This is a genomic window from Haloarcula sp. NS06, from assembly GCF_051122755.1.
GTDB lineage: Archaea > Halobacteriota > Halobacteria > Halobacteriales > Haloarculaceae > Haloarcula.
This window is the reverse complement of sequence record NZ_CP184844.1, coordinates 1,347,947-1,369,306: the sequence shown is the minus strand read 5'-3', so window position 1 is coordinate 1,369,306 and position 21,360 is coordinate 1,347,947. Positions and strand designations below refer to the sequence as shown.

25 protein-coding genes are annotated in these 21,360 nt (G+C 64.7%); 15 read left to right on the top strand and 10 right to left on the bottom strand.

The annotated features are described in order from the left end of the window. Positions 1 to 88 precede the first annotated feature (88 nt). Together ACODNH_RS10820 and ACODNH_RS10815 are read right to left on the bottom strand one after the other, a co-directional pair. A complete protein-coding gene (locus ACODNH_RS10820) occupies positions 89 to 1,036 on the bottom strand; it encodes a mechanosensitive ion channel family protein (RefSeq protein WP_306710176.1) in 948 nt (315 codons plus the stop codon). Between the two features lie 35 nt (positions 1,037 to 1,071). After that, a complete protein-coding gene (locus tag ACODNH_RS10815) occupies positions 1,072 to 1,980 on the bottom strand; it encodes an MBL fold metallo-hydrolase (protein ID WP_306710174.1) in 909 nt (302 codons plus the stop codon). 107 nt (positions 1,981 to 2,087) lie between these two features. Between ACODNH_RS10815 and ACODNH_RS10810 the strand changes: the two genes are divergently transcribed. The 3 genes from ACODNH_RS10810 to ACODNH_RS10800 all read left to right on the top strand — a co-directional run bounded on the left by ACODNH_RS10810 (position 2,088) and on the right by ACODNH_RS10800 (position 4,813). Continuing rightward, positions 2,088 to 2,531: a universal stress protein gene (locus ACODNH_RS10810; RefSeq protein ID WP_306710173.1), complete on the top strand. Its 444-nt coding sequence runs from the start codon at positions 2,088 to 2,090 to the stop codon at positions 2,529 to 2,531. A gap of 77 nt (positions 2,532 to 2,608) precedes the next feature. Next, entirely contained in the window at positions 2,609 to 3,991 is a 1,383-nt protein-coding gene (gene serS, locus ACODNH_RS10805; RefSeq protein WP_306710172.1) for a serine--tRNA ligase, read from the top strand. Positions 3,992 to 4,102: 111 nt separating this feature from the next. Then, positions 4,103 to 4,813, top strand: a complete 711-nt coding sequence (locus tag ACODNH_RS10800) for a class I SAM-dependent DNA methyltransferase (RefSeq protein WP_306710171.1) — start codon at positions 4,103 to 4,105, stop codon at positions 4,811 to 4,813. Positions 4,814 to 4,839: 26 nt separating this feature from the next. Here ACODNH_RS10800 and ACODNH_RS10795 read toward each other — a convergent pair whose 3' ends face one another. Then, positions 4,840 to 5,220: a nuclear transport factor 2 family protein gene (locus ACODNH_RS10795; RefSeq protein ID WP_306710169.1), complete on the bottom strand. Its 381-nt coding sequence runs from the start codon at positions 5,218 to 5,220 to the stop codon at positions 4,840 to 4,842. Next, a complete protein-coding gene (locus ACODNH_RS10790; protein ID WP_434531365.1) occupies positions 5,217 to 6,902 on the bottom strand; it encodes a redoxin domain-containing protein in 1,686 nt (561 codons plus the stop codon). Before ACODNH_RS10790 ends, ACODNH_RS10795 begins: the two co-directional genes overlap by 4 nt. 87 nt (positions 6,903 to 6,989) lie before the next feature. On the opposite strand from ACODNH_RS10790, the gene ACODNH_RS10785 reads away from it, so the two are divergent. Further along, entirely contained in the window at positions 6,990 to 7,505 is a 516-nt protein-coding gene (locus ACODNH_RS10785) for a DUF367 family protein (protein WP_306710165.1), read from the top strand. Positions 7,506 to 7,674: 169 nt separating this feature from the next. Here the strand turns inward: ACODNH_RS10785 and ACODNH_RS10780 are convergent, their stop codons facing one another. Next, positions 7,675 to 8,748, bottom strand: a complete 1,074-nt coding sequence (locus ACODNH_RS10780) for a hypothetical protein (RefSeq protein WP_434531364.1) — start codon at positions 8,746 to 8,748, stop codon at positions 7,675 to 7,677. Between the two features lie 136 nt (positions 8,749 to 8,884). Between ACODNH_RS10780 and ACODNH_RS10775 the strand changes: the two genes are divergently transcribed. Next, positions 8,885 to 9,034: a 50S ribosomal protein L40e gene (locus ACODNH_RS10775; RefSeq protein ID WP_004515982.1), complete on the top strand. Its 150-nt coding sequence runs from the start codon at positions 8,885 to 8,887 to the stop codon at positions 9,032 to 9,034. 50 nt (positions 9,035 to 9,084) lie between these two features. On the opposite strand, the gene ACODNH_RS10770 is transcribed toward ACODNH_RS10775, so the two are convergent. Continuing rightward, the gene (locus tag ACODNH_RS10770; protein WP_434531363.1) at positions 9,085 to 9,990 is read right to left on the bottom strand and encodes a hypothetical protein; all 906 of its coding nucleotides are present in this window, start codon (positions 9,988 to 9,990) and stop codon (positions 9,085 to 9,087) included. Between the two features lie 50 nt (positions 9,991 to 10,040). Beyond that, a complete protein-coding gene (locus tag ACODNH_RS10765; protein ID WP_434531362.1) occupies positions 10,041 to 10,652 on the bottom strand; it encodes an MBL fold metallo-hydrolase in 612 nt (203 codons plus the stop codon). A 160-nt stretch (positions 10,653 to 10,812) separates the two neighbouring features. Here ACODNH_RS10765 and ACODNH_RS10760 point away from each other — a divergent pair, with 160 nt between their 5' ends. The 4 genes from ACODNH_RS10760 (at position 10,813) to ACODNH_RS10745 (ending at position 12,880) form a co-directional block, all read left to right on the top strand. After that, positions 10,813 to 10,998 carry a DUF5786 family protein gene (locus ACODNH_RS10760; protein ID WP_004515979.1) on the top strand — a complete coding sequence of 62 codons (186 nt, stop codon included), beginning with the start codon at positions 10,813 to 10,815 and terminating at the stop codon, positions 10,996 to 10,998. Next, the gene (locus ACODNH_RS10755; protein WP_434531361.1) at positions 10,995 to 11,546 is read left to right on the top strand and encodes a DUF99 family protein; all 552 of its coding nucleotides are present in this window, start codon (positions 10,995 to 10,997) and stop codon (positions 11,544 to 11,546) included. Before ACODNH_RS10760 ends, ACODNH_RS10755 begins: the two co-directional genes overlap by 4 nt. A gap of 226 nt (positions 11,547 to 11,772) precedes the next feature. After that, entirely contained in the window at positions 11,773 to 12,216 is a 444-nt protein-coding gene (locus tag ACODNH_RS10750; RefSeq protein WP_434531360.1) for a RidA family protein, read from the top strand. 76 nt (positions 12,217 to 12,292) lie between these two features. After that, positions 12,293 to 12,880, top strand: coding sequence for a uracil-DNA glycosylase (locus tag ACODNH_RS10745; protein ID WP_005536699.1), 588 nt, complete (start codon positions 12,293 to 12,295; stop codon positions 12,878 to 12,880). 27 nt (positions 12,881 to 12,907) lie between these two features. On the opposite strand, the gene ACODNH_RS10740 is transcribed toward ACODNH_RS10745, so the two are convergent. Next, positions 12,908 to 13,273: a hypothetical protein gene (locus ACODNH_RS10740; protein ID WP_306710148.1), complete on the bottom strand. Its 366-nt coding sequence runs from the start codon at positions 13,271 to 13,273 to the stop codon at positions 12,908 to 12,910. A 168-nt stretch (positions 13,274 to 13,441) separates the two neighbouring features. Here ACODNH_RS10740 and hisH point away from each other — a divergent pair, with 168 nt between their 5' ends. The 3 genes from hisH to ACODNH_RS10725 are packed head-to-tail and all read left to right on the top strand — an operon-like array spanning position 13,442 to position 15,548. Beyond that, positions 13,442 to 14,089, top strand: coding sequence for an imidazole glycerol phosphate synthase subunit HisH (gene hisH, locus ACODNH_RS10735; protein ID WP_306710146.1), 648 nt, complete (start codon positions 13,442 to 13,444; stop codon positions 14,087 to 14,089). Positions 14,090 to 14,109: 20 nt separating this feature from the next. Further along, positions 14,110 to 14,958: an SDR family oxidoreductase gene (locus ACODNH_RS10730; protein WP_306710144.1), complete on the top strand. Its 849-nt coding sequence runs from the start codon at positions 14,110 to 14,112 to the stop codon at positions 14,956 to 14,958. Beyond that, positions 14,955 to 15,548, top strand: a complete 594-nt coding sequence (locus ACODNH_RS10725; protein ID WP_434531359.1) for an acetoacetate decarboxylase family protein — start codon at positions 14,955 to 14,957, stop codon at positions 15,546 to 15,548. Before ACODNH_RS10730 ends, ACODNH_RS10725 begins: the two co-directional genes overlap by 4 nt. Before the next feature lie 346 nt (positions 15,549 to 15,894). Here the strand turns inward: ACODNH_RS10725 and ACODNH_RS10720 are convergent, their stop codons facing one another. Continuing rightward, on the bottom strand, positions 15,895 to 16,242 hold the full coding sequence (locus ACODNH_RS10720; protein WP_306710140.1) for a hypothetical protein: 348 nt from the start codon (positions 16,240 to 16,242) through the stop codon (positions 15,895 to 15,897). 140 nt (positions 16,243 to 16,382) lie between these two features. On the opposite strand from ACODNH_RS10720, the gene ACODNH_RS10715 reads away from it, so the two are divergent. Together ACODNH_RS10715 and ACODNH_RS10710 are read left to right on the top strand one after the other, a co-directional pair. Continuing rightward, positions 16,383 to 18,065 carry a histidine kinase N-terminal 7TM domain-containing protein gene (locus ACODNH_RS10715; RefSeq protein WP_306710138.1) on the top strand — a complete coding sequence of 561 codons (1,683 nt, stop codon included), beginning with the start codon at positions 16,383 to 16,385 and terminating at the stop codon, positions 18,063 to 18,065. A 156-nt stretch (positions 18,066 to 18,221) separates the two neighbouring features. After that, positions 18,222 to 19,325 (top strand): tRNA (guanine(26)-N(2))-dimethyltransferase, encoded by a 1,104-nt coding sequence (locus tag ACODNH_RS10710; RefSeq protein ID WP_306710137.1) that lies wholly within the window; start codon positions 18,222 to 18,224, stop codon positions 19,323 to 19,325. Positions 19,326 to 19,386: 61 nt separating this feature from the next. On the opposite strand, the gene ACODNH_RS10705 is transcribed toward ACODNH_RS10710, so the two are convergent. Next, positions 19,387 to 19,803, bottom strand: a complete 417-nt coding sequence (locus ACODNH_RS10705; protein ID WP_306710135.1) for a hypothetical protein — start codon at positions 19,801 to 19,803, stop codon at positions 19,387 to 19,389. A 94-nt stretch (positions 19,804 to 19,897) separates the two neighbouring features. Between ACODNH_RS10705 and ACODNH_RS10700 the strand changes: the two genes are divergently transcribed. Then, positions 19,898 to 21,334, top strand: coding sequence for an MATE family efflux transporter (locus tag ACODNH_RS10700; RefSeq protein ID WP_434531358.1), 1,437 nt, complete (start codon positions 19,898 to 19,900; stop codon positions 21,332 to 21,334). Positions 21,335 to 21,360: the final 26 nt, after the last annotated feature.

Sequence of the window (21,360 nt, the reverse complement as noted above, 5' to 3'; positions counted from 1 at the left end):
GCATCGCCCTCGTATAAACGCATTCACTCACCGGCAGACGAGAGGTCGATATCAGAGGCCACTCGACCTCTGTGACCCACACCAGAGTTCACCGGTTCCGGCTCACCGGGAACTTCACGCGGTCGGGATGCTCATTAAATTGCTCCAGAATGTCCTCGTACAGCGCGTTCCGCATCCGGGTCCCCCGACGAGGGTGGACCAGATATCGGAGGCGAAGCTCCACCCACGACTCACCCTGCGTGACGTTGACTGTCGGCTGTTCGTTCACGTCGAGTTCGACCGGTGTCTCAGCGAGGCGGTCACGGTACTCACGGACCTGTTCGGCCATCTCGTCGCCGAGGTGGGCCGACGCCACGTCGATCATCACCTCGGACGCGAACTGCAAGTCGGTCTCGTAGGCAACCTGTATCGAGAGCTCGTTCCAGACATACTGGACGCCCTCGCCGTAGAAGTTGACGACGCGAGAGGACAGAACCGTACTATTAGGCACGGTGACGATGCGGCCCGACGGCTGGTTCGAGGAGACGAGGTCGCCGTCAATCTCCCACACCTCCGTCACGAAGAAATCGACCGCGACGACGTCGCCGCGCATCTCCTCGATAGCGATGCGGTCGCCCACCTGATAGGGCCGTTTCGTCACGATGTACAGCCAGCCGATAAGCGAGAACAGCGGTTGCTGGAGGGCGAACGTGACCGCGAATCCGAGCACGCCCAGAGAAAACAGCACGCTCACCCATTCCCGGGTGACGACGCCGAAAATCGCAATCATTCCGAGGATGCCGAAGGTCAGCCGGAGGGCGTTCCGCACGTCGTGCCGGCGGCGTTTGTTCTGCGTGTGAGCGAAGAGGTACGACTGGCAGATAGTGTAGCTCCCGTAGAACGCAAGGAAAAGCGACGCCAGCGTCAGGCTCATCAGGGTCAGCGGTTCGAGTTCGACCCCGAACAGCCGCTCGTCGAAGCCGAACTGGCGGACGAACCGCGAGCCGGCGTACAGGACGACCGCACAGAGCAGCGACACGGAGCCAGTTCGGCGCATACCACGACACTGTGGCCCGGCCTTGAGAAAGCCTCCTATTCTTCCCGGTTATCGAGCGCCACGAGCACGCCGCGGACGTTCAGACGCATCTCGGCACGGCCCTTGCGCTCGCCCCAGAGATCGGTGTCAGCCCGCTCGACGAAGTAGTCGATGACCGCCTCGTCGTCGCCCAGTTCCTCGCGTTTACGTTCGACTTCGGCCACCCATTCGGGCAGGATCTCAGCGTAGGTTTCCAGTTTGTCACCGGTCTTCGCGGGGCCGTAGTGGCCGAACATGAGGAGTTCGGGGTCGAGGTCCTGCAGCATTGCCACGTCATCGAGGGCTCCATCCAGCGTGAAGTTGACCGGCGGCGTCGTGACGTGCATCTCGTCTGTCGACGGCGTGTAGATGCCGGCGGCGTCGGCGGTGAACACACCGTCGATGACGGGGTCGTAGAAGACGACCTGATGTGGCGCATGGCCCGGCGCGTGCAGGACTTCGAGCGAGTGGTCACCAAGGTCTATCACGTCGCCGTCAGTTAGCGTCTCGATCCGGTCTTCGGCGACCGGGATCGGCTTGCCGTAGAACTCGATCTGGTCGCCGACGGCGTGTTTGGTCCCCTCCCAGAGTCGCTCGGGGTCGACGAGGTGGCGCTTGCCGGACTCGTGGACGTACACCGTCGCATTCAGACAGTCCTCGGCGAGATACCCGGCCCCGCCGGCGTGGTCCAGATGGACATGGGTCGTCGCAATGACTTCCAAGTCCTCGGGCGCGATACCGACCGACTCCATCGCCGAGAGGATGTTCTCGTGTCGCGCACCGATGCCAGTGTCGACCAGCGCCGGTCGCTCGGCGTCGATGATGTAGACGGAGCCGTACTCAGCTACGTCGTACATCCCGGTGTCAACGTAGTGGACGTCCGTGCAGTCCCCGACCGTCACCTCGTAAACGTCACCGATTCCCATACACGTCCACGTGACCGGCGGGGGCAAAACCGTTGTGCTGTGGCTGTCGTGACACCCAAGCATCAGGAAGGGCAAAGCCATTTACCCGCACTCAGAAACACCACTGTATGTACGACGCCGTACTCGTTCCGACCGACGGCTCCGAGGGGGCTGCCACCGCGGCCGAACACGCTATCGACCTCGCCGAGCGCCACGATGCGAGTCTGCACGCGCTACACGTCCTCGAAACCGAGCAGGTAGTCGACCAGATTCCCGAGTTCGAGGACAGCAGCATCTTCGACCGCCTCGCCGATGCTGGGCAGCAGGCTGTCGACGACCTGCAGGCACAGGCCGAAGACGCCGACATCGACACGGTGACCACGGCGGTCAAGCAGGGCGTTCCCCACGAGGAAGTCGTGGAGTACGTCGAGCGCCACGACATCGACGTCGTCGTGATGGCAACGGAGGGACGGACCGGCCCCTCCCGGGAACTTATCGGCAGCGTCACCGAGTCGGTCATCCGGGCCTCGCCGGTGCCGGTGCTAGCGGTGAAGGTCGGCGGCGAGGCGTAGCGAGACGGACATTGACGGTCGGGGTCGCCCACCGCGGGACCGACACGCCTAATTTCTGCCGTCGAGAACCGTCGGCCATGTTATCGAGACAGTTCGTCCGGGAGAACCCCGAGACGGTCCGTGACGCTATCGAACGGAAGGGCGTCACGGGCGTCGACCTCGACGAAATCCTCGAAATCGACGAGGAGTGGCGAGAACTGAAAGCCGAAGGTGACGGGCTCCGACAGGAACGCAACGAGGTATCGAGCAAGATTGGAGAGCTCAAACAGGACGGCAAGGACGAGGAGGCTCAGGAGGCCATCGACCGCTCGCAGGAACTCAAAGACGAACTACAGGACGTCGAGGAGCGCGCCGACGAACTGGAGTCCCAGTTGGAAGACGCCCTGCTCGAACTGCCGAACATCCCCCACGATTCGGTCCCGACCGGCGAGGGCGAGGCAGACAACGTCGAGCGCTACCGCGAGGGGTTCGGCGACCTCCGGGACCTGCCCGACGAAGTGGTGCCCCACTACGACCTCGGCGAGGATCTGGACCTGCTTGACTTCGAGCGCGGCGCAAAGGTGTCCGGCGGCGGCTACCAGTTCGTCAAAGGTGAAGGTGCGCGCCTAGAGCACGCCCTCATCCAGTTCATGCTCGATGTCCACCGCGAGCAGGAGTACGTCGACGTGCTCCCGCCGATTCCGGTCAACTCCGATTCGATGGAAGGGACGGGCCAGCTCCCGAAGTTCGACGAGGACGCCTACCGCGTCGGGGCCAGACAGGACGACGACTACGACAGCGACGACCTGTGGCTGCTCCCGACGGCGGAAGTGCCGGTCACCAACATGTACCGCGGCGAGATTCTGCTTGACGACGACCTGCCGGTCAAACATCAGGCGTTTTCGCCGAACTTCCGCCGCGAGGCCGGCGAGCACGGGACCGAAACGCGGGGGTACGTCCGCGTCCACCAGTTCCACAAGGTCGAACTTGTCAACTTCGTCCGGCCCGAGAACAGCTACGACCGGCTGGAGGGGCTACTAGACGAGGCCGCCGAAGTCCTTGACCGCCTCGAACTGCCCTACCGCGTGCTCGACATGTGCACCGGCGATATGGGCTTTACACAGGCGAAGAAGTACGACATCGAGGTGTGGGCCCCCGGTGACGACATGGCGGACGGTCCCGACCGCGGCGGCCGCTGGCTCGAAGTCTCCTCGGTCTCGAACTTCGAGGATTTCCAGGCCCGGCGCGCTGGTCTACGCTACCGCCCCGAGCGGCACGAGTCCGCCGACTATCTCCACACGCTGAACGGCTCCGGACTCGCCGTCCCCCGGGTCCTCGTCGCAATTATGGAGTACTACCAGAACGACGACGGGACCATCACCGTGCCCGAACCGCTCCGTCCGTACATGGGCGGTCAGGAAGTCATCGAAGGCTCTGAGAAGATCGGCGAGAGCGCCGTCGGAGCCGGCGAAAAGGACTAATTCCACCGCGGTCCGTTACGCACGGCCGGCGTCCAGTCGTCTGCATGCGGTGTGTTACACGAAATCACATTTCATTACACTATTACATTCGTTCGCCAGCACCGTCGAGATATGGCTGACGACGCATTCGGCCGGATGGTACTGGACTTTCATCGCGACGACCTCGCCGAGCAACCCTGCTACCGCCGCGATGACGACGATTTGACCGAAGCACATCTTTCGGGCTACTTCGAGCCGCCATCGGCGTGGCATCCCACCGAGCGGGACCTGTTCTCGACGGTGAGAGGCCGCGTCCTCGACACCGGCTGTGGCGTCGGCCGACACGCACTTGCGCTGCAGGAGCGCGGCCACAGCGTGCTGGCGGTCGACCGGAGTCCCGGGGCCGTCGCAGTCGCCCGCGAGCGCGGCGTCAAGCGTCCCGTGGTCGGCGACCTCCCACGACCGCCGGGTGACGGGTTTGAGACGGTCGTTGCGCTGGGCAAACAACTCGGCCTTGGCAGTTCGCTGGCCGACCTCCGGACGACGCTCACCGAACTGGCGTCGGTGACGCGGCCCGGTGGCTGTCTCGTCGCCGACATGGACACGCTCGACCGAGCAGACCCGGAGACCGACGCGTCCCACCACGTCCAGCCCGGTGTCGCTTACCGGACTTTCCGTGTCGAGTACGACGGGCTGGCCGGCCCGTGGACCGACCTGCTACTGGTCGCGCCGTCACGGTTCCGTGCCGCAGTCAGCGAGACGCCGTGGACCGTGGACGCGCTCGTCGGGACCGAAACCGACGGGTCGATGTACGGCGCTCGGCTGTCGCTGCCGGGACAGTGAAATAGTAACTCCACGAGCGGCAGGAATCAGCGTGTGTACGTGTCGATGCGCTCGATATCGTCCCCAGCGAACGTGAACACATCGACGAAGCCAACGATACGCTCACCGTCGGCATCGAGCAGGCGGCCGCGGGCGACGACCGCTGCCGTCGACGCGTCGTCGCCGTCAGCCGGCTCAACCGCGCTGTCTTCCTGGCGACAGTAGAGGCCGTCGAGCGGATGCGTGGTGTCTGTCTGGGGCCGTTCCTCGCGCATGAACTGTACGAACCGGTCCCGGCCCTCGATGCTCCGGTCAGGGCGGTCGTGAACGAACGACGGGGCGAGCAGCGATGCCAACTGGTCGTAGTCGTCATCGTCAATGGCGTCGTAGTAGGCCCGTGTCCGCTGCAGAAGGGCAGGTCGCGTCACGGGTCTGATTCGGGTTCCGCAGGCGTGTTTCTATCGCTCTCCGCGTCGGATTGCTCGCCGTCTGTCTCCGGGTCAGAACCGTCATCTGGCCCGGATTCGGCCGCAGATTCGCTCGTGTCGCCGCCGTCACCGTCGGCCATTGGGTCGGCCAGATCCAGTTCGACTGTGTCGTCAGTCTCCGTCTCAGAGGCGGTAGCGGCGTCCGATGACGCGTCAGGGGTCGACTGCTCGCCGTCCGACGCATCCTGTGTCGAGGTGTCGTCGTCCACGCTGGCGACCGTGTCGGGCGGCGCTTCGACCATCGCGGTCGGCTCTTCCAGCGGGTCGGTCGGCTCGGTCTCGGCTTCGCTGGCGGCCAGTTCGGCCTGAATCTCCTCGATATCGGTGTCGTCGACATCCGAAATCTCACCCTCGCCGTCAGGCGTTGACGCTGATTCCGGCGGCGAGTCGTCGGCCGGCGATGCAGCAGATTCCGCCGCTGTCGACTGATCCGAGGGAGCAGGCGTTTCGTTGGGCGAGGTCGCCGGGTCCGTCGCCTTCTCAGCTGTCCCCGCCGTCGTCCCCTCTGCTGATTCTGCCGTCGCCCCGTCAGCTGCGTCTCGCATTTCGTCGGCTGTATCGGCTGCTTCAGGCGACGGCGTCGACTCAAGCGTAGACTCGGTAGCCGGTGATGCCGTCTCCGCCAGTTCGCTGTCTGTCCGTTCGACTTCCGCGTCGATATCCACGTCGAGCGATGTATCCACAGCTGTCTCGTCCTGTGTGAGGAACGCCGGCCGGTCGTCGTCCGCGTCCTTTTCCAGCGTCGCCAGATCTGGTGGCCACGGACCGTCGGGGTCGGGTGGTTCCTCGTAGCCGCGGGCGGCTTCAAGTGGCCGCTCGGCGTCGTCCCGAAGTTGCTGGCCCTCCGCTCCGTTCCCGCTAGAGTAGGCGCGGGCGGCCTGTGTAAGCCAGTCGCTGGCCTGCCACAGCGAGTTCGCCTTTGTCTTTGTGTCCTCGTAGATCGGTTTCAGGGACTCGTCGTCGACGAACCGGACAGCGGTGTCGAAGTGATCTTCGGCGTCGGCGAACTCCTCACGTGCCTGCTGGAAGTCGCCCTGTGCGACCATCCACTCCGAGTCGCGGAAGGCCGCCATCGCCGACGTGAACGCGCGCCGTCCCTCAGTGTAGTGGGCGTGGCCGACACGGTAGCGGGCGAACGCGGTGTCGTCGCCACCGGTGTCGGCGATAGCGTCCTTGATTTCTCCGACACGAGGGAGTTGCTGGAGGTCGTCGGTACTCCAGGCGTACTGCACGTCGCCGTCGTGGTCGATGACGACGACAGCGCGCTCGATGAGTTGCTGACCAATATCGTCGATAAAGTCGAGTCCGTACTCGCGGGCGACATCGTGGTCAGTGTCGGACAGGAGCGGGACTTTCAGGCCGTAGCGGTCGGCGAAGGCCCGGTGGCTATACACCGAATCCGGGCTGATGCCCAAGATAGTTACGTCCTTCTGCATCGTAAAGAGGTCGAGTTCGTCCAGATCACAGGACGTGTCGTCACAGGCCGGATTGAAATCCGCCGGATAGAACGCAAGGATGACTACGTCCTCGCCGAGATAGTCGGATAGCTCGACTCGCTGGCAGTCGCCATCGACGAGCGCCGGCAGTTCGAACAGTGGTGCCGCCGTCCCCTCTGAAATCACACGTTGTACAACCAATCCCGGCTATAACAGTGTTTGCACAGTGTCACTGAACGAGTCGCTTTTATTCGCCAGTGTAGTAGCGCTCCTGTGGAACTGCACGTCCGGTACGAGGGTGACGACGACCCCGATAAATGTAGCGCGCGGAAACTGGCCCGGATGGACGAGGCCGAACTCCACCGCGCGACGCGGTCGACGCCGCCCGGCATCGTGCTCAACCCCTTCGCCGAGCAGGCGCTGTCTCCGGCGGACCGACCGACCCCCGGCGACGGCGCTCGCCACAGCCGTCTGGTCGCACTCGACTGCTCATGGGAGACTGCCGAACGGGAAGCGTTCGACCTCGAAGGGGTGCACCGCTCGCTCCCGTTCCTCGTCGCCGGCAATCCGGTCAACTACGGAACGGCATTCCAGCTCAATACCGTCGAAGCGTTCGCCGGTGCGCTCGCCATTCTCGGGGAGCGCGATCACGCCGAGCGGATTCTCTCGACATTCTCCTGGGGCCACACGTTTCTGGAACTGAACGAGGAACCGCTGGAACGGTACGCGAACTGCGAGGATTCGAGCGACATCATCGACGTGCAGGACGACTACCTCGCCGAGGAGTAGTCACTGGGGCGTTGCTGGCTTTTCGAGGAGCGGCGCATCACAGTGTGGACAGGCTTGCCGTGCGTGTGCCTCCAGCACGTCGTCGATGCGTTCTCCGCAGGCTTGGCATCGCATGACAATAGTTAGTATCCGTACAATAATGTAGCTTCGGCTTCATTTCTAAGGCCGCTTACCAGAAGCCGGTCCCGATGCCGGTCGGTGCATCAGGTGGGGTAAGCGGACTCGTCGGCAGGTCCGCGTCCGGGTCAGGGTCGTTGTACCCCCCAGGCGCAACGTCGTTCGGCCCGTCAGGGTAACACAGCGAGGCCAGCGCCTGAATGTGGTCACGGCCGACGCCGAGTTCGAACTGGCCGCCGCCGTACAGGTCGATGCCGTGTTCCTCGCAGTAGTCGATGGCCGCAAGCACCGACTCGACGGTCCCGCAACGGGACGGCTTCATGTTGAGCCACGACGGCTCGAACGGCAGCGACTCGATGCTCTCGACGCCGGTGATGGGTACGTCCCATGTGACGCGTGCTTCTTGCCCGTCAAAAACCGGCCGCGTCGCGTCGGTCAGGTCGGGGTCCTCGACCAGCGCGTCAGGGAGGCCGTCGACGACGCGGTGGTAGAACTCGGGGTCGGCCTCGACATCGACATCTGTCCCCTCGTACAGCCCTTTCAGATCCAGCACTCGAACGTCGTAGTCCGCCAGCTCGTCGACAAGGGCGTCACTCCAAGACGGCGTCGGGTCGAGTTTGAACGAAAGGTCGCCGTAGCGCTCACACAGCATCGCCAGTCTGTCGGCCGTCGGCGGCGTGTCGTCGTCCGCGTTCGAGAGCCGCGTCGAGACGACGAAGTTCACTGGGTCGTATTGCCGGCCGAGTGCCGTCCCGAGGTCCGTGTCGGCCTGTTTCAGCGCGAGGTCAAGCGCCGCGCTTTCGAATCCCCAGCGGCGGTAGTGACGGAACCGTTCCTCGTCTGGTGGTGCGGGCCACAGGTCGGCCTCAGTCAGCGCTTCCGAAAACGAATCGACAGTGTACTCGCCGGCCAGCGGAGTCCCCTCGCCCGGCAACGCATCGCTGTCCTGTAGCGCGTCGTGGGCCTCGGTCGTGTACGTCACGTCCTCGCCGCTGCCGGTCTCGCCCGCGCCGGAGAGCCGGATAACGGTCGTCACCCGGTCGAATCCGCTGGAGGTCGCCCGTTCTCGACGCTCGAACGCACAGCTCTCGACAGTGACCGGAAGGTCTGCGACCTGGTCGTACATACTCCGGCTTCGCCGCTCGGGCATCTAAAGCCGGCGACGGCTGGCAGTGTCTCCCTGTCTTTCAATGTCGTTCCACGCTGAATCGGTCCCGGGCCGAAACTCAAAGCTTAAACGCGCGCACCGGGAATGACCGCGCATGGCTAGCTTCGAGACAGCGTCCGACCGACTCCTCAACAAGCAGATCTGCATGCGGTGTAACGCTCGGAACCCAGAGCGCGCCCAACAGTGCCGGAAGTGCGGCTACGGTAACCTGCGTCCGAAGGCGAAAGAGACCCGCAGCGCCTGATTTTCGGGTCAGTTGCCGCCGGCATCCGGTGGCAGTTCGTCACCACTCGGCTACTGCCCAGTGGGTTCTTTGTCCGCTGACTGGCGGTCGAGCGTTGCCATCCGAACCGACGCGTGTGAGACGATGAGTTCCAGCAGCTTCCGGTCTTCTTCGCCGACAGTCGTCTCGTCCGTCGTGACCGAGATGACAACTGTCGTCGTGCCCTCGTCGTCCAGAACCACCGCCGACACACAATCGGTGACTACCTCGGGGATGTCGACGGGGAACGGGCGGTCGTGAACGGTGACCGCGCCCTGTTCCTGTGTCTCGACTTCCTGCGCGAATTCGGCGACGACATCAACCGGGACGGTCCGAACCGTGTTCGCGAGCGCCACCGCATCGCCGTCCCTGAGCCGGATGACGGCCGTCTCCTCCATACCGGTCATCGTGCCGAAGGCCTCGACGACGAAGGCGGCGACGCCGTCGACGCTGGGGGCGCTGGCGATAGCGCGTCCGTAGTTGTTCACGTCGGCCGCCTTACCAGCAAAGGCCTCGATGCGGTCACGCTCGGCCGCGAGTTCGTGGAGCCGACTGCGGCTCCGGGCGTCGTACAGGCCGACCAGAACGCCCGCCAGCACACCGACGGTAACGAGGTCCACCGTCAGGTACGATGCTCGGGCAAGTGAGCCAGAAGTCACACGCTGGCTGAACAACAGGAGCGCCGCCACGGCAGCGAACGTCACGGTTCCGCCGGCGGCCCACGCGGCCACTCGGGACGTGGCCCCCTCGAATGCCGTGTCGCGGGCGAGCCAGACGCCCGCGTACGCTACCGCGAGGCCCATCGCCGCAAAGGGGAGCGCATCGACCGCGACCGCCACCGGAATCCGGGTCTGCTGGACCGCGTGGAGCACCTGCATCGCGGCCAGTACGACGCCGGAGAGCGCCAGGGCCGTCCCCGTCAGAAGTCGCTGGTTCATAGCGTCGAATATCGGCCCTATCACTAGAGCGTTGCGCCGGTTTCGAGTGGTCAGTCGTCGGGATACTTCGGCTCACGGCGCTCGGCCCGTTCGAGGGCGCGCTCGACGACCTCGCGAACGTCGCCGTGGAAGGTGTCGCCGTGACCTGAGTACATGTGTTCGACGCCTGCCGGCATACGGTCGAGAATGCGCTCGATGCTCTCGATGAGGCGCTCGCGGGACTGGCCGGGGCGGTCCGTGCGGCCGAAGGAGCCGTCGTCGAACGCGCCGTCGTCGTGGACGACCACATCGCCGGAGAACAGGGCTGACTCCGAGACGAGTGAGACGTGGTCATCGGCGTGGCCCGGCGTGTACACGACCTCGCACTCCTCGTCGCCGACGGTGAGCGTGTCGCCGTCAGCGAGTTCGTGGTCCCGGCGGGGATGGGAGCCGTAGGCGTACAGCGGCGCGTCGAAGGCGTCGAGGACGGCATCGAGTCGCTGGACGTGGTCGCCGTGCTGGTGGGTCAACACGACGGCGTCGAGCGTGTCAGTATGCTCGCGGATGACATCGACGACGCCACGCATCGCGCCGGCGTCGATCAGGGTCGTCTGCTCGCCGATGGCGAGATAGGCGTTGCAGGTGAATGTCTCGGCTTCGGCGGTGACGTTGTGAACGTCCATACACGAAGCCTGTGGCGCGGCCCGCTTGAGTGTACTGTCCCGACCGCCAGTCGCTACAGACGCTTCCGAGAGTGAGACCGAAGAACGTCGTGTTAACGCGCTAACACGCTGGAGTCGGCGAGTGATTTTTTACTATGAACGTCATAGTTGTACACGTACCATGGGGTTCGGGAGCTACGACGAATCGGAACAAGACAATCAGGAGTACGACACAGACTTCGAGGACGAAGACGGCCTCGATGCTGAAGAAAACGCCCACGAGGGCGACATCGAGTACGAGTTCACCGCGTCGAACGACGAACTACTCGACAGACTGGAAGACATCAAAGACAACCAGAACACGTGAAAGCAGGGGCACGGGCCCTCGGCGTGGCGGAGTCGTACCGAGCGGAAACCAGTCAGTTCGCTGGCGCTGTCGTTCGCGCCAGTAGAGTGGCCGACGGCTTTGTTTTCAGTACTGCCACGGTCGGCGGGAGCGACGCAACCGAGACAGTGTGTGCGATGGTCGACCGACTGGACCGCGAGGACATCCGCTACCTGCTGGTGGCGGGTCTCGCACCGGCATGGTTCAACGTCCTCGACCTCCAGCGAATTCACGACCACACCGACCTGCCGGTCCTCTCGATCACCTTCGAGTCCTCGCCGGGGCTCGAAGGGGCCATCCGCGAGGCGTTCGACGACCCCGATACCGTACAGGACCGACTGGCGACCTACCGTGCCCAGCCGGAGCGCCGACCGGTGTCGGTGAACGACGAGACAGTGTACGTTCGGAGTGTCGGTATCGACGACAGCGCCGCCGCAGATGTCGTCCGGGCGTTCACGCCGGAGGGCGGCCGTCCGGAACCGCTTCGGGTGTCCCGACTGGCAGCACGTGGACTGGTCGAAATGGAGTGAGTCGGACGGCGGTAGTGGCCGACCGGCGGCGCTGTGACACTGGCCGTCAAGACAGTGGAACAGGCCAGAGTTATTGCTGTCAGGAGCCACAGCGGAAAGTTGTCTATTGCTAAGTTAGATCTGCGGCCCGAAAGCATCTCGCTAGCGATTACTGCCTCATCATTACCTACAGTTAGTAATAGCTAAACGTATCCTGATTAGCTGGCACTGTGTTTGTATGCATACAATGGCAGAGAGCAAGACGCAGGCGAGGAATGCTGTAGAGCCCGCAGAAACGAACGAACAGACGAACATCGACAGTAGCGTAACCCGGTACGAAGGCGACCAGCCGACAGAACACAGCGTGTACGGCAAGCGCCAGCAGGACAGCCAGCTCCTGTTCTTCGATGGGCAGGTTCCGGACGCGGACACGGCTCGCAACGGCGACGTTCAGGAACAGACGCTGGCCGCGCTCGACCAGATTCGTGCCATGGCTGCCGACTCCGGTCTCGAACCGCGGGACCTGCTGCGGACGACGGTGTACCTCACAGAGATGGACCAGCTACCAGCGGTCAAGCAAGCGTACGCGGCGTTTTTCGACGGACAGCGACCGTCACGAAGCGTCGTCGGCGTTGCAAGCCTGCCGAACGACGCGGCGGTGCAGATCGAAGCAACCGGTGTAAAGCAGTAATCGCGGCCAGCGTCTGCGGTCGAATGCCTGCCGGCGGACCGCTGCGTTTGAGAGTCCCCGGTGCAAACAACGGTGCATGGAGCAGATGGACGGCCTCGACGTCGTTGGCTGTGAGCGCTGTGACGACCTCTGTGGCTCGCGCTCGCGCATCGTCAACGGCGTCGGCCCCGCGGACGCGGACCTGCTGTTCGTCGGGGAGGCCCCCGGCGCGAACGAAGACGAACAGGGCGAGCCGTTCGTCGGGCGGAGCGGCGACGTGCTCGATGACGGGTTGCGTGATGCCGGCCTCGACCGCGGCGACGTGCGCATCACCAACTGCGTGCGCTGTCGCCCGCCGGACAACCGCGACCCGCGAACAGGCGAACTCGCGAACTGCCGCGACTATCTGGAGACGGAAATCGACCGTGTTGACCCCGAAGTCGTCGTGACGCTCGGGAAAGTGCCGGCGGAGCACCTGCTGGAGCGTGATGTCGCCGTCACCGGCGAAGCGGGCGACGTGTTCGACGTGGCTATCGCCGGCCAGCCGCGCCGCGTTCTCGTCTCCGTCCACCCGGCGGCGACGCTGTACGATCCGAGCCAGAAAGAGACGTTCGAGGCCGCACTGACGACTGCCGCGGAGTTTACCGACGCCCAGAGCGGTCAGTCGCGACTCGGCGAGTTTTAAAACAGTCAGATAGTGCGCTGGAAAGCGCTAGTTCGCTGCGATATCCATCGCTTCTGCTCTGGTATCGACCAGTGAAATGTCAACACCCGGAATCTCGCCGACCTGACTCTTGAGCGCCATTTTCTTGATCCCCTCGGAGACGATGACCCAGTTCGTGATACCGAACTCCTTGCCCGCCTCAGCGGCCTCCTGTGCTCGCGTGAATACGTCGTCGTTCAGTGACGCCTCCATCTGGAGATTTGAGATGTGCGTGTCGACCGCCGGCTGTGAGGCGAGTTCCTCAAACCGTTCATTGACTTTCGCGAACGTCTCGTCTGTCATCTCCATTTCTTCGGGAAATTCAGCGATGAGAACGTTACCGTCGACGTACAGGACTTCTGTAAGATCAATCATTAGCGGCTGTATGCGGTAGGTGAATAAAACTGGGCTGGTCCATTCTCATTTTTGATACCCTCAGGACAGGGCGTGTGAACGCAATCGGGACCACATGCCTGACAATGGCTGTGCCGAAGGCTTGTTCGAACAGGAACTCACTTACCCCCCGTTCGCCTACGAAAAAGTATGAGTGTCAGACAGACGACCGCGGACGTGGTCGTCGTCGATTACGGACTGGGGAACCTCCGGAGCGTCACGCGCGGGCTCGAACGCGCCGGCGCAGACGTGTCGCTCTCGGAGGACCCCGCAGAGTTCGACGCGGCCGACGGCATCGTCCTGCCCGGCGTCGGAGCCTTCTCCGAAGGGATGGACAACGCCGGCCCGTTCCGCGAGGCGCTGGTCGAGCAGGTGGAGGCCGGCAAGCCGCTGTTCGGGATCTGTCTCGGGATGCAGATGCTCCTGACGACGAGCGAGGAGGCCGACCACGAAGGGCAGGGTGACGCTGAGGGGCTGGACCTCATTCCGGGCAAGAACGTCCGGTTCAGCCGCGACCAGACCGTGCCACACATGGGCTGGAACGAGCTTGACGTGACGCGGGACCACCCGCTTGTGGAGGGCATCGACGGCGAACACGCTTATTTCGTCCACTCCTACTACGCCGTTCCTGACGACGAGAGCGCGACGGTGGCGACGACGGACTACGGGACGGACTTTGCCTCGATTGTCGCCAACGACGCCGGCAACGTCTTTGGCACGCAGTTCCACCCGGAGAAGTCGGGCGAGACGGGGCTGCGCATCCTCCGGAACTACGTCGACTACTGTCTCGACCACTGAGTTCTCGACTCGGAATTCGTATGTCTACAGGGGATTCTGTCGTCCTGCTCACCGGGGCAGCGTCTGGTATCGGAGCGGCGACGGCGCAGGCGTTCGCCGACGACGGCTGGACGGTCTACGCGACGGACATCGAAAGCGCGTTTCCCGACGACCTCCGCGATCGCTGTCGGTGTCTCGAACTCGACGTGACCGACAGCGAGCAGGTCGAGGCTGTCGTTGACCACATCATCGAGGAAGCGGGACGACTCGACTGTCTGGTGAACAACGCCGGCTACGGAGTCGCCGGCCCGGTCGAGGACGTTTCGCCCGACGCCGCCCGCGAGCAGTTCGACGTGCTGGTCCACGGCCCACACCGACTCGCACAGGCAGTGCTCCCCGAGCTGCGCGAACATGGCGGGCTCATCATCACCGTCTCTAGCGTGCTGGGCCACACCGCCTCACCCGGACTCGGCGCGTATTCGGCCGGCAAAGCCGCCGTCGAGTCGCTGACCGACGCACTACGGATAGAGGTGGCCGGCGCGGACGACATCCACGTCTCGCTCGTCGAACCGGCGTGGGTCGAGACGTGGTTTGCCGACGGCGCGCTGGGGAACCTACGTGCCGAGGCCCGGACACCGACCTACGACGGAACGTACGACGCGCTGGAGGACGGCTGGGTTCTCACCGGTGGGCCGCTGGCGACGACGCCGGAGACCGTCGCCGCGACGGTGCTTGCCGCGGCGACCGACGACCCGCCGAAGGCCCGCTATCCGGTCGGCGCGTTCGCTACATTCGTCCGATGGACCCACTGGCTCCCGGCGCGGTTGCAGGACCCGATTCACCGCGGGTTCGGTCGAGCGAGCGCGTTTCTGGGGCGGTGGCTGCGGTGACAAAACTGTCTGACTGCGACCGGGTTCGGCTGTCGACCGGCCACAAGGTGACGCTCCCACTTGTCACCGAGGCGACGGCCGCCGGGGCGGTGCTCCCGGCACGATACGACGTTGCCGAGTCGCTGCTGCCCAACGGGCTGACGCCGGTTCGGGCAACGGCCCGACGGGCCGCAGTCGTGCTCCTCGCCGTCGAATACCACCGTATCGGCGACGATGCGATGACGCCCTACGACGAGTTCGCGGTGATAGTCGCGGCGACACCGGACGGGCAGCGGCCACCGCTGCTTCCACTGTTGACACGCAATGTCGGCGGCTACATCTGGTCGCTCCCGGTGACAACCGAACCCGCTCGCGCCCTCGGCGATGAGATCTGGGGCTATCCGAAGACAGTCGCCGACATCACCCACCACGACGACGAGACCCGTCGCGAGACGACGGTCGTCGAGAACGGCGACCGCGTGGCGACAGTCGGCATCGACTGGCCCCGAACCTGGGAGCGCCGGGAGAGCATCGAGAGTTACGCAGTTCGAGAGGGACGACTGGAACGAACACCGATCGAGTTCCGGGGAAACTGGGGGCCGCACCGCTGAGCGGGCGCGTCCACGTTGACCTGGGCGACCACGAGCGGGCCGACACGCTCTGGTCGCTCGACCTCGGCTCCCGGTCAGTACTCCGGTTCTCGCTGGAAGGGCGGATCACGTACGGGGCTGGGCGGCCGGTAGAGCGGTAGCGGGACGATGCAGTAGCAAGTCAGTGCAGTAACGAAGTAGCAGGAGAGACGATAGCAGAGCGCTACAGAAACTGTGGCACGAGCATACTGCGCGCCGACGGCGCGCGGTTTCACGCGAATCGCGGAGCGATTCGCGCGTTTTTCGCCCACGTTTTTACCGCGAGAGGTGAGCGCGTAGCGCTCACCCGAGCGGGAAAAAGGTGGGTCTACAGAAACTCCCGGACCTCAGAGTACCACATATCGTGCTCGTCGACGGCGTCGATAGCCTCGGCGATGTGAACGGCGATAGCGTGCCAGCAGAGCTGGTCGGGGTCCTCGGCATCGAGGTTGTACTCGCTGTCGGCGCAAGTACAGCCGCCGTCCTCAACGATGTACTCGTCGTCGTGGCCGACGACAACCGTGAAATCACGGTACTGCTTGACGCGGCTCTCGCCGACGGCCTCGATAGCCTGGTGGCCGCGGTCATCGTGGACGGCGACGATAGCCGACACTGCATCGGGGGTCAGCTCACCGGCGGCTTCGAGGTCGGCCACCCACTCCTCGACATCAGTCACATCCGTGCTACGGAAAGGGGTGACAAAACGGCGTCGGCTTCAGCAGCCAGATTCCAGCTGGCTCGCCACCGGCGGCGAGAAGTTATCAATGCTTGTACTGTGCCCAGAAACATAAACACGGAGTACAAATTTATTCCGGCATGAACCTCGACCTCCCGTGGCTGGCGCTGGGCTCATTTGCCTCGGGATTCGGGTCGCTGTATCTGCTGGCCCAGCTCCGGGCACACTGGGACAAGCCCGGCGCGCAGTGGTTCGTGGCGACCATCGTCACGCAGACGGTCTGGTGTTTCAGCTACGGCGCGGCGCTGCTGGTGTTCGACCCGACACTGCGCCTCGCCCTGGAGATGGTGTCCTGGCTGGGCATCATCTGGATCGGCTTCTGTTTTCTCTCGTTCGCGCTGGGATACACAGGTCGGACGAACGTCCTCGAAAGTGGCTGGTACCGTGGCGTGGCGGTGCTACCGCTCGTCGAAACGGCGCTCGTCGTCACAAACCCACTCCATACTGTGGTCTGGCAAGGCTTCCGGGTCGTACCGGCTGCCGGCAGCGCGGGGGCCGACTACGCCGTCTTGCCGGTGGGGCTGCTCACGATCATCGTCGCAATGCTGTTCGTTAGCTTCGGGACCCTATTGGTGTTCGATACGGTCGTCAGCTACGGCCCACTGTACCGGCGTGAGGCGCTGGCGGTCGGCCTGAGTCCGATACCGCCCGGAGCCGCGGTGTTGCTGTGGGCCGGCGGTATCGGGCCGGTTCCAGCGGTGAATCTGACGACGCTCCTGTTCCTGCCCCACGTCGGGCTGGATCTGTACGCGTTCGTCCGGAGCGATATGTTCGAGTTCCACCCGGCGACCCGGCGAGCCGGCGAGCGAGCAGCCATCCACGACATCGCCACGCCCGTCGCCATCGTCGACGAACAGGGCCGGGTCGTGAACCTCAACCCCGCCGCCGAGGGGATGCTCGCCATCGACAAGTACGAAGCACTGACGGAGCCGCTGAACGACTTTCTGGGCGACGACGATATCGCGACCGACGGCGGGAGTTCACGGGTGTCTATCGAGGCCGGTGGTCGACATCGCGAGTTCAAAGTCCGGCAGACAGCGCTCCGCGACGAGACGGGCACGCAACTGGGGTACACTGTTGTCTTCCAAGACATCACTGAAGAGATTCGCCGCGAGCGCCGTCTCGAAGTACTCAATCGCTTTCTCAGACACAACGTCCGCAACGAGAGCGTCGTCATCCAGGCCCGGGCGGAACTGCTGGCGACGGAACTCGACGGCGACCACGCCGACTACGCGGCAACCATCGAGCAGTCTGTCAGTCGTCTGGTCGACTCCGGCCAGAAGGCCCGGACCCTCGCCGAAGCGGGTGCTGGCGACGCAGCCCTCGAATCCGTCGCATTGGCTGACCTCGCCGCCGGAGTCGTCGAAACTGTCCGCGACGAGTACGATGGCTCGGTCGCCGTGGAGATACCCGATGACCTCCAACTGACGACCCAGCCCGCCCTGCTGGAAATCTTGCTTACCAATCTCGTCGAGAACGCTCTTCAGCACGTGCCGGCTGCCACCGTCACTGTCAGCGCCACAACAGAGGGCGACGAGGTTGTGCTGACCGTCAGCGACAACGGCCCCGGGGTACCCGAACACGAACTCGGCGTGCTGGAGCGGGGCCGCGAGACGGACCTGAACCACGGCAGCGGCGTCGGCCTCTGGCTCGTCCGCTGGACCGCGACAACGCTTGAGGGCGACCTCGACTTCGACACGAACGACGGGACGACGGTGAGCGTTCGATTGCCCAAGGGTCGGACGGCCGCCGAAGCAGGGTGAGTGTGGCAGTCACAGAGACGGCCTTCCGGCCGAACTGAGTGCGATTACACCAGCAACATCGGGTGGGACTTTCTGGCTGTTCACAGCAGTCTGAAAGACAGCAGACCCAACGAGCAGGTTCGAACGACTTAACGGCGCCCGCGCGGACCGGTGAGTATGCGCGTCAGTGAGGGCCGGGTGACGATCACGGTGCCGGAACAGCCGGAGGCGGGGAAGGGTGCGGACGTGTTCTTTAACCCCGTACAGGAGCTGAACCGAGACATCACCGTGGCGGCGCTACGGGCCTACCGAGAGCGAACCCCCCGCGTGTCGACGTATCTGGACGCCACCGCCGCCAGCGGCATCCGCGGCGTCCGCGCGGCGGCCAACGACTGGGAGACGACGCTGTGTGACATCGACGACGACGCGACGGCGCTGTGTGAACAGAACCTCGAACGCAACGACCTCGCGGCCTCAGTCCGGCGGTCGGACGCGAACGTGCTCATGCACTCCGAGGCGTTCGACGTGGTCGACGTGGACCCCTTCGGCACGCCGATTCCCTTCGCTGACGCGGCGGTGCAGGGAACCAAGCACCTCCTCTGTGTGACGGCCACCGACACCGCGCCGCTGTGTGGGGCGCACTTCGAGAGCGGCGTCCGCTCGTATGGCGCGGTGCCGCGAAACACCGAATTCCACGCAGAGATGGGGATGCGCGTCCTCCTGTCAGCGATGATCCGGACGGCGGCCCGCTACGACATCGCCGCCCGGCCGATTCTCAGCCACGCGACCAAGCACTACGCCCGGACCTATCTAGAGTTCGACCACGGCGCAAAAGTCGCCAACGACTGCATCGACGAACTCGGCTACGTCCACCACTGCCAGCACTGCCTCTGGCGCGACCACGACTACGGTCTCATCGCCGACCCGCCCGAGGACTGTCCGGTCTGTGACGAGCACCTCCAGACTGCCGGGCCCATCTGGCTCGGTCGGACCTGTGACCCCGAGTTCGTCAGCGCCGTTTCAGAGCAGGTGACCGAAGAGATGGGCACCGCCGACGAAGCCAAAGAACTGCTTGCGACGCTCAGCGACGAAATCGACACGCCGACCCACTACGACCAGCACCGCCTCTGCAAGCGCTGGGGGCGCGGCGCGGAAGCCATGGACGAGTTCATCGAGAAGCTCCGCGACGCCGGCTACGAGGCCTCCCGAACGCACTATGGCGGCACGACGTTCAAGACGGACGCCGACGTGGTGGAAATCCGCGAAGCGACGGCGGAGTAGCGAATCCGAGAGTCGTAGGCGGTATCGAGGATTGCGACAAGAGTGTGAATCGAACTGATTCTTACCGCCCGTTCGCCCGACCGACGCTTTCTCGAACCGCGGAGACGAGGTCGTAGCCCAGCAGGTACACCGGGCGCAGGAAGTAGTTCGCCATCCCCGCGAGCCCGAGCAGCCCGCCGATGGCCTGGACCTCGCCGGGTGTGGCCGACAGGCGAACGAGCAGCGGTAGAGCCGTAACGAGCGGCGCGAGCCACAGCGACTGGACGACGCCGTCCATATTGACACCGGCGACGGAACCGAATCGGTTCTCGTCCGGACGGACGGCGTACAGCACAGCCGTCAGTACCAGCAGGCCCACGACAATCGGCAGGGACGCGCCGACCCCGGCGACGCCAAAGCCGATAGCCAGCGCGGCCGCGACGAGCAACAGGATCGTCACCTGCATCGTCCCGTGCCGGATGGCCGCTTCCGTATCCATATCCGGTCGTTGCAGCGGCGCTGTATAAACCCTGTGAGGGCGGCTCCCCTTTCTTAACATCTTTCGGGTTCGACCGCAAAGCAGTGGCGAACACGTGCCCTCCACGTACAATCCGGTCCGTGGCGTCCTGCTACTCGTCGGCAGCCTGCTCGCGCGGTTCGGCCTCGTCGAGCGCGAGCGGGTCCGCCGGGCGACGGACCTGTCCTGGCCCCGCATCGTCACCGGACTCGCGCGGATGTCGAAGTCGACGGTCGACGTGGCGATGGTCGGGCTAGCGCTCGGACCGACCGCCATCGCCGGCGTCGGCTTCGCCGCGCCGTTCTGGGAACTGGTGTTCGCGCTGGGCGGCGGCGTCGCCGGCGGGACTATCGGCATGGTGTCACAGCGCTACGGTGCCGACGCCAGCGAGGAACTGGCCGTCACCGTCACGACCAGCGCCGCTGTCGTGCTGGGGCTGACACTCCCGCTGGCGGCAGCGTACTGGGGCGTCCCCGGACTGCTCGTCGACCTTGTCGGAACGGGGTCCGAAGCCGTCGGATACGGGGTCCAGTACCTGCGTATCGTCGCCCTCGGTGTCCCCTTCGCCGCACTGAACCTCATCGGGAGCCGGACGCTCGTGGGGGCCGACGACGCCTGGACGCCGATGCTGTTGCGGGCCGGCGGCGGGGTCGTTAACATCGCGTTGAACGCCGTCTTCATCTTCGGGTTCGGCCTCGGCGTCGTTGGTGCGGCGCTGGGCACAGTCATTGCGAACGTGCTAGTCACGGTCGGGTTCGCCGTTGGGTTGGCTCGCGGTGGCCTGCCGATAATCGGCGCGTTCCCGGTCCGGATTCCGGTGTCGCGGCCGTTCCTAGACCGGAGACTGGGCCGAGACCTCGCGAAAACCGGGACCCCGCTCGTGGGAGCCAACCTCGCACGGACCGGGGCGCAGTTCCCTCGGCTGTTCATCGTCGGCCTGTTCGGGCCCGGCGTCGTCTCGGCGTACGTCGTGGCGCTTCGCGTCCGGGCGCTGCTTGACACGCCAAACTGGGGGTTAAGCCTCGCATCGAGCAGCCTCGTCGGGCAGGCACTCGGCGACGGCGACGAGGGTGAGGCAACCGTCTGGGCGGAGACGGTTCTCCGGTTGAGTATCGGTGTGTACATCGTCGTCGCAGCGACGCTGCTCCCGTTCTCGCGGGGCATCGCCCGTCTGTTCGTTTCGGATCCAACAGTGCTCCCGCTGGTGACGGTGTTCGTCGCCGTCGCGTGTGCCAGTGTTGTGTTCCGTGGCGTTGACGGCGGCTCAGTCGGGCCACTCCGTGCCAGCGGCGACACGCGCTGGCCGTTTTATTCACAGCTGGCCGGGATGTACCTGTTTGCCCTCCCGCTGGCGTATCTCGGCTACGTCACACCGCTCGGAAAGCTCGCGCTGTACGCCTCACTCGTCGTCGAGACGGCGGTTCCCGCAGCGGTGACCTACTATCGATTCCGCTCAGGGGTGTGGCGGGTCGTGAGCCGGTCGTACCGGCCCGACGCGGCGCTCGACGACTGAGATGGCGTCGATGGCCGACTGACATC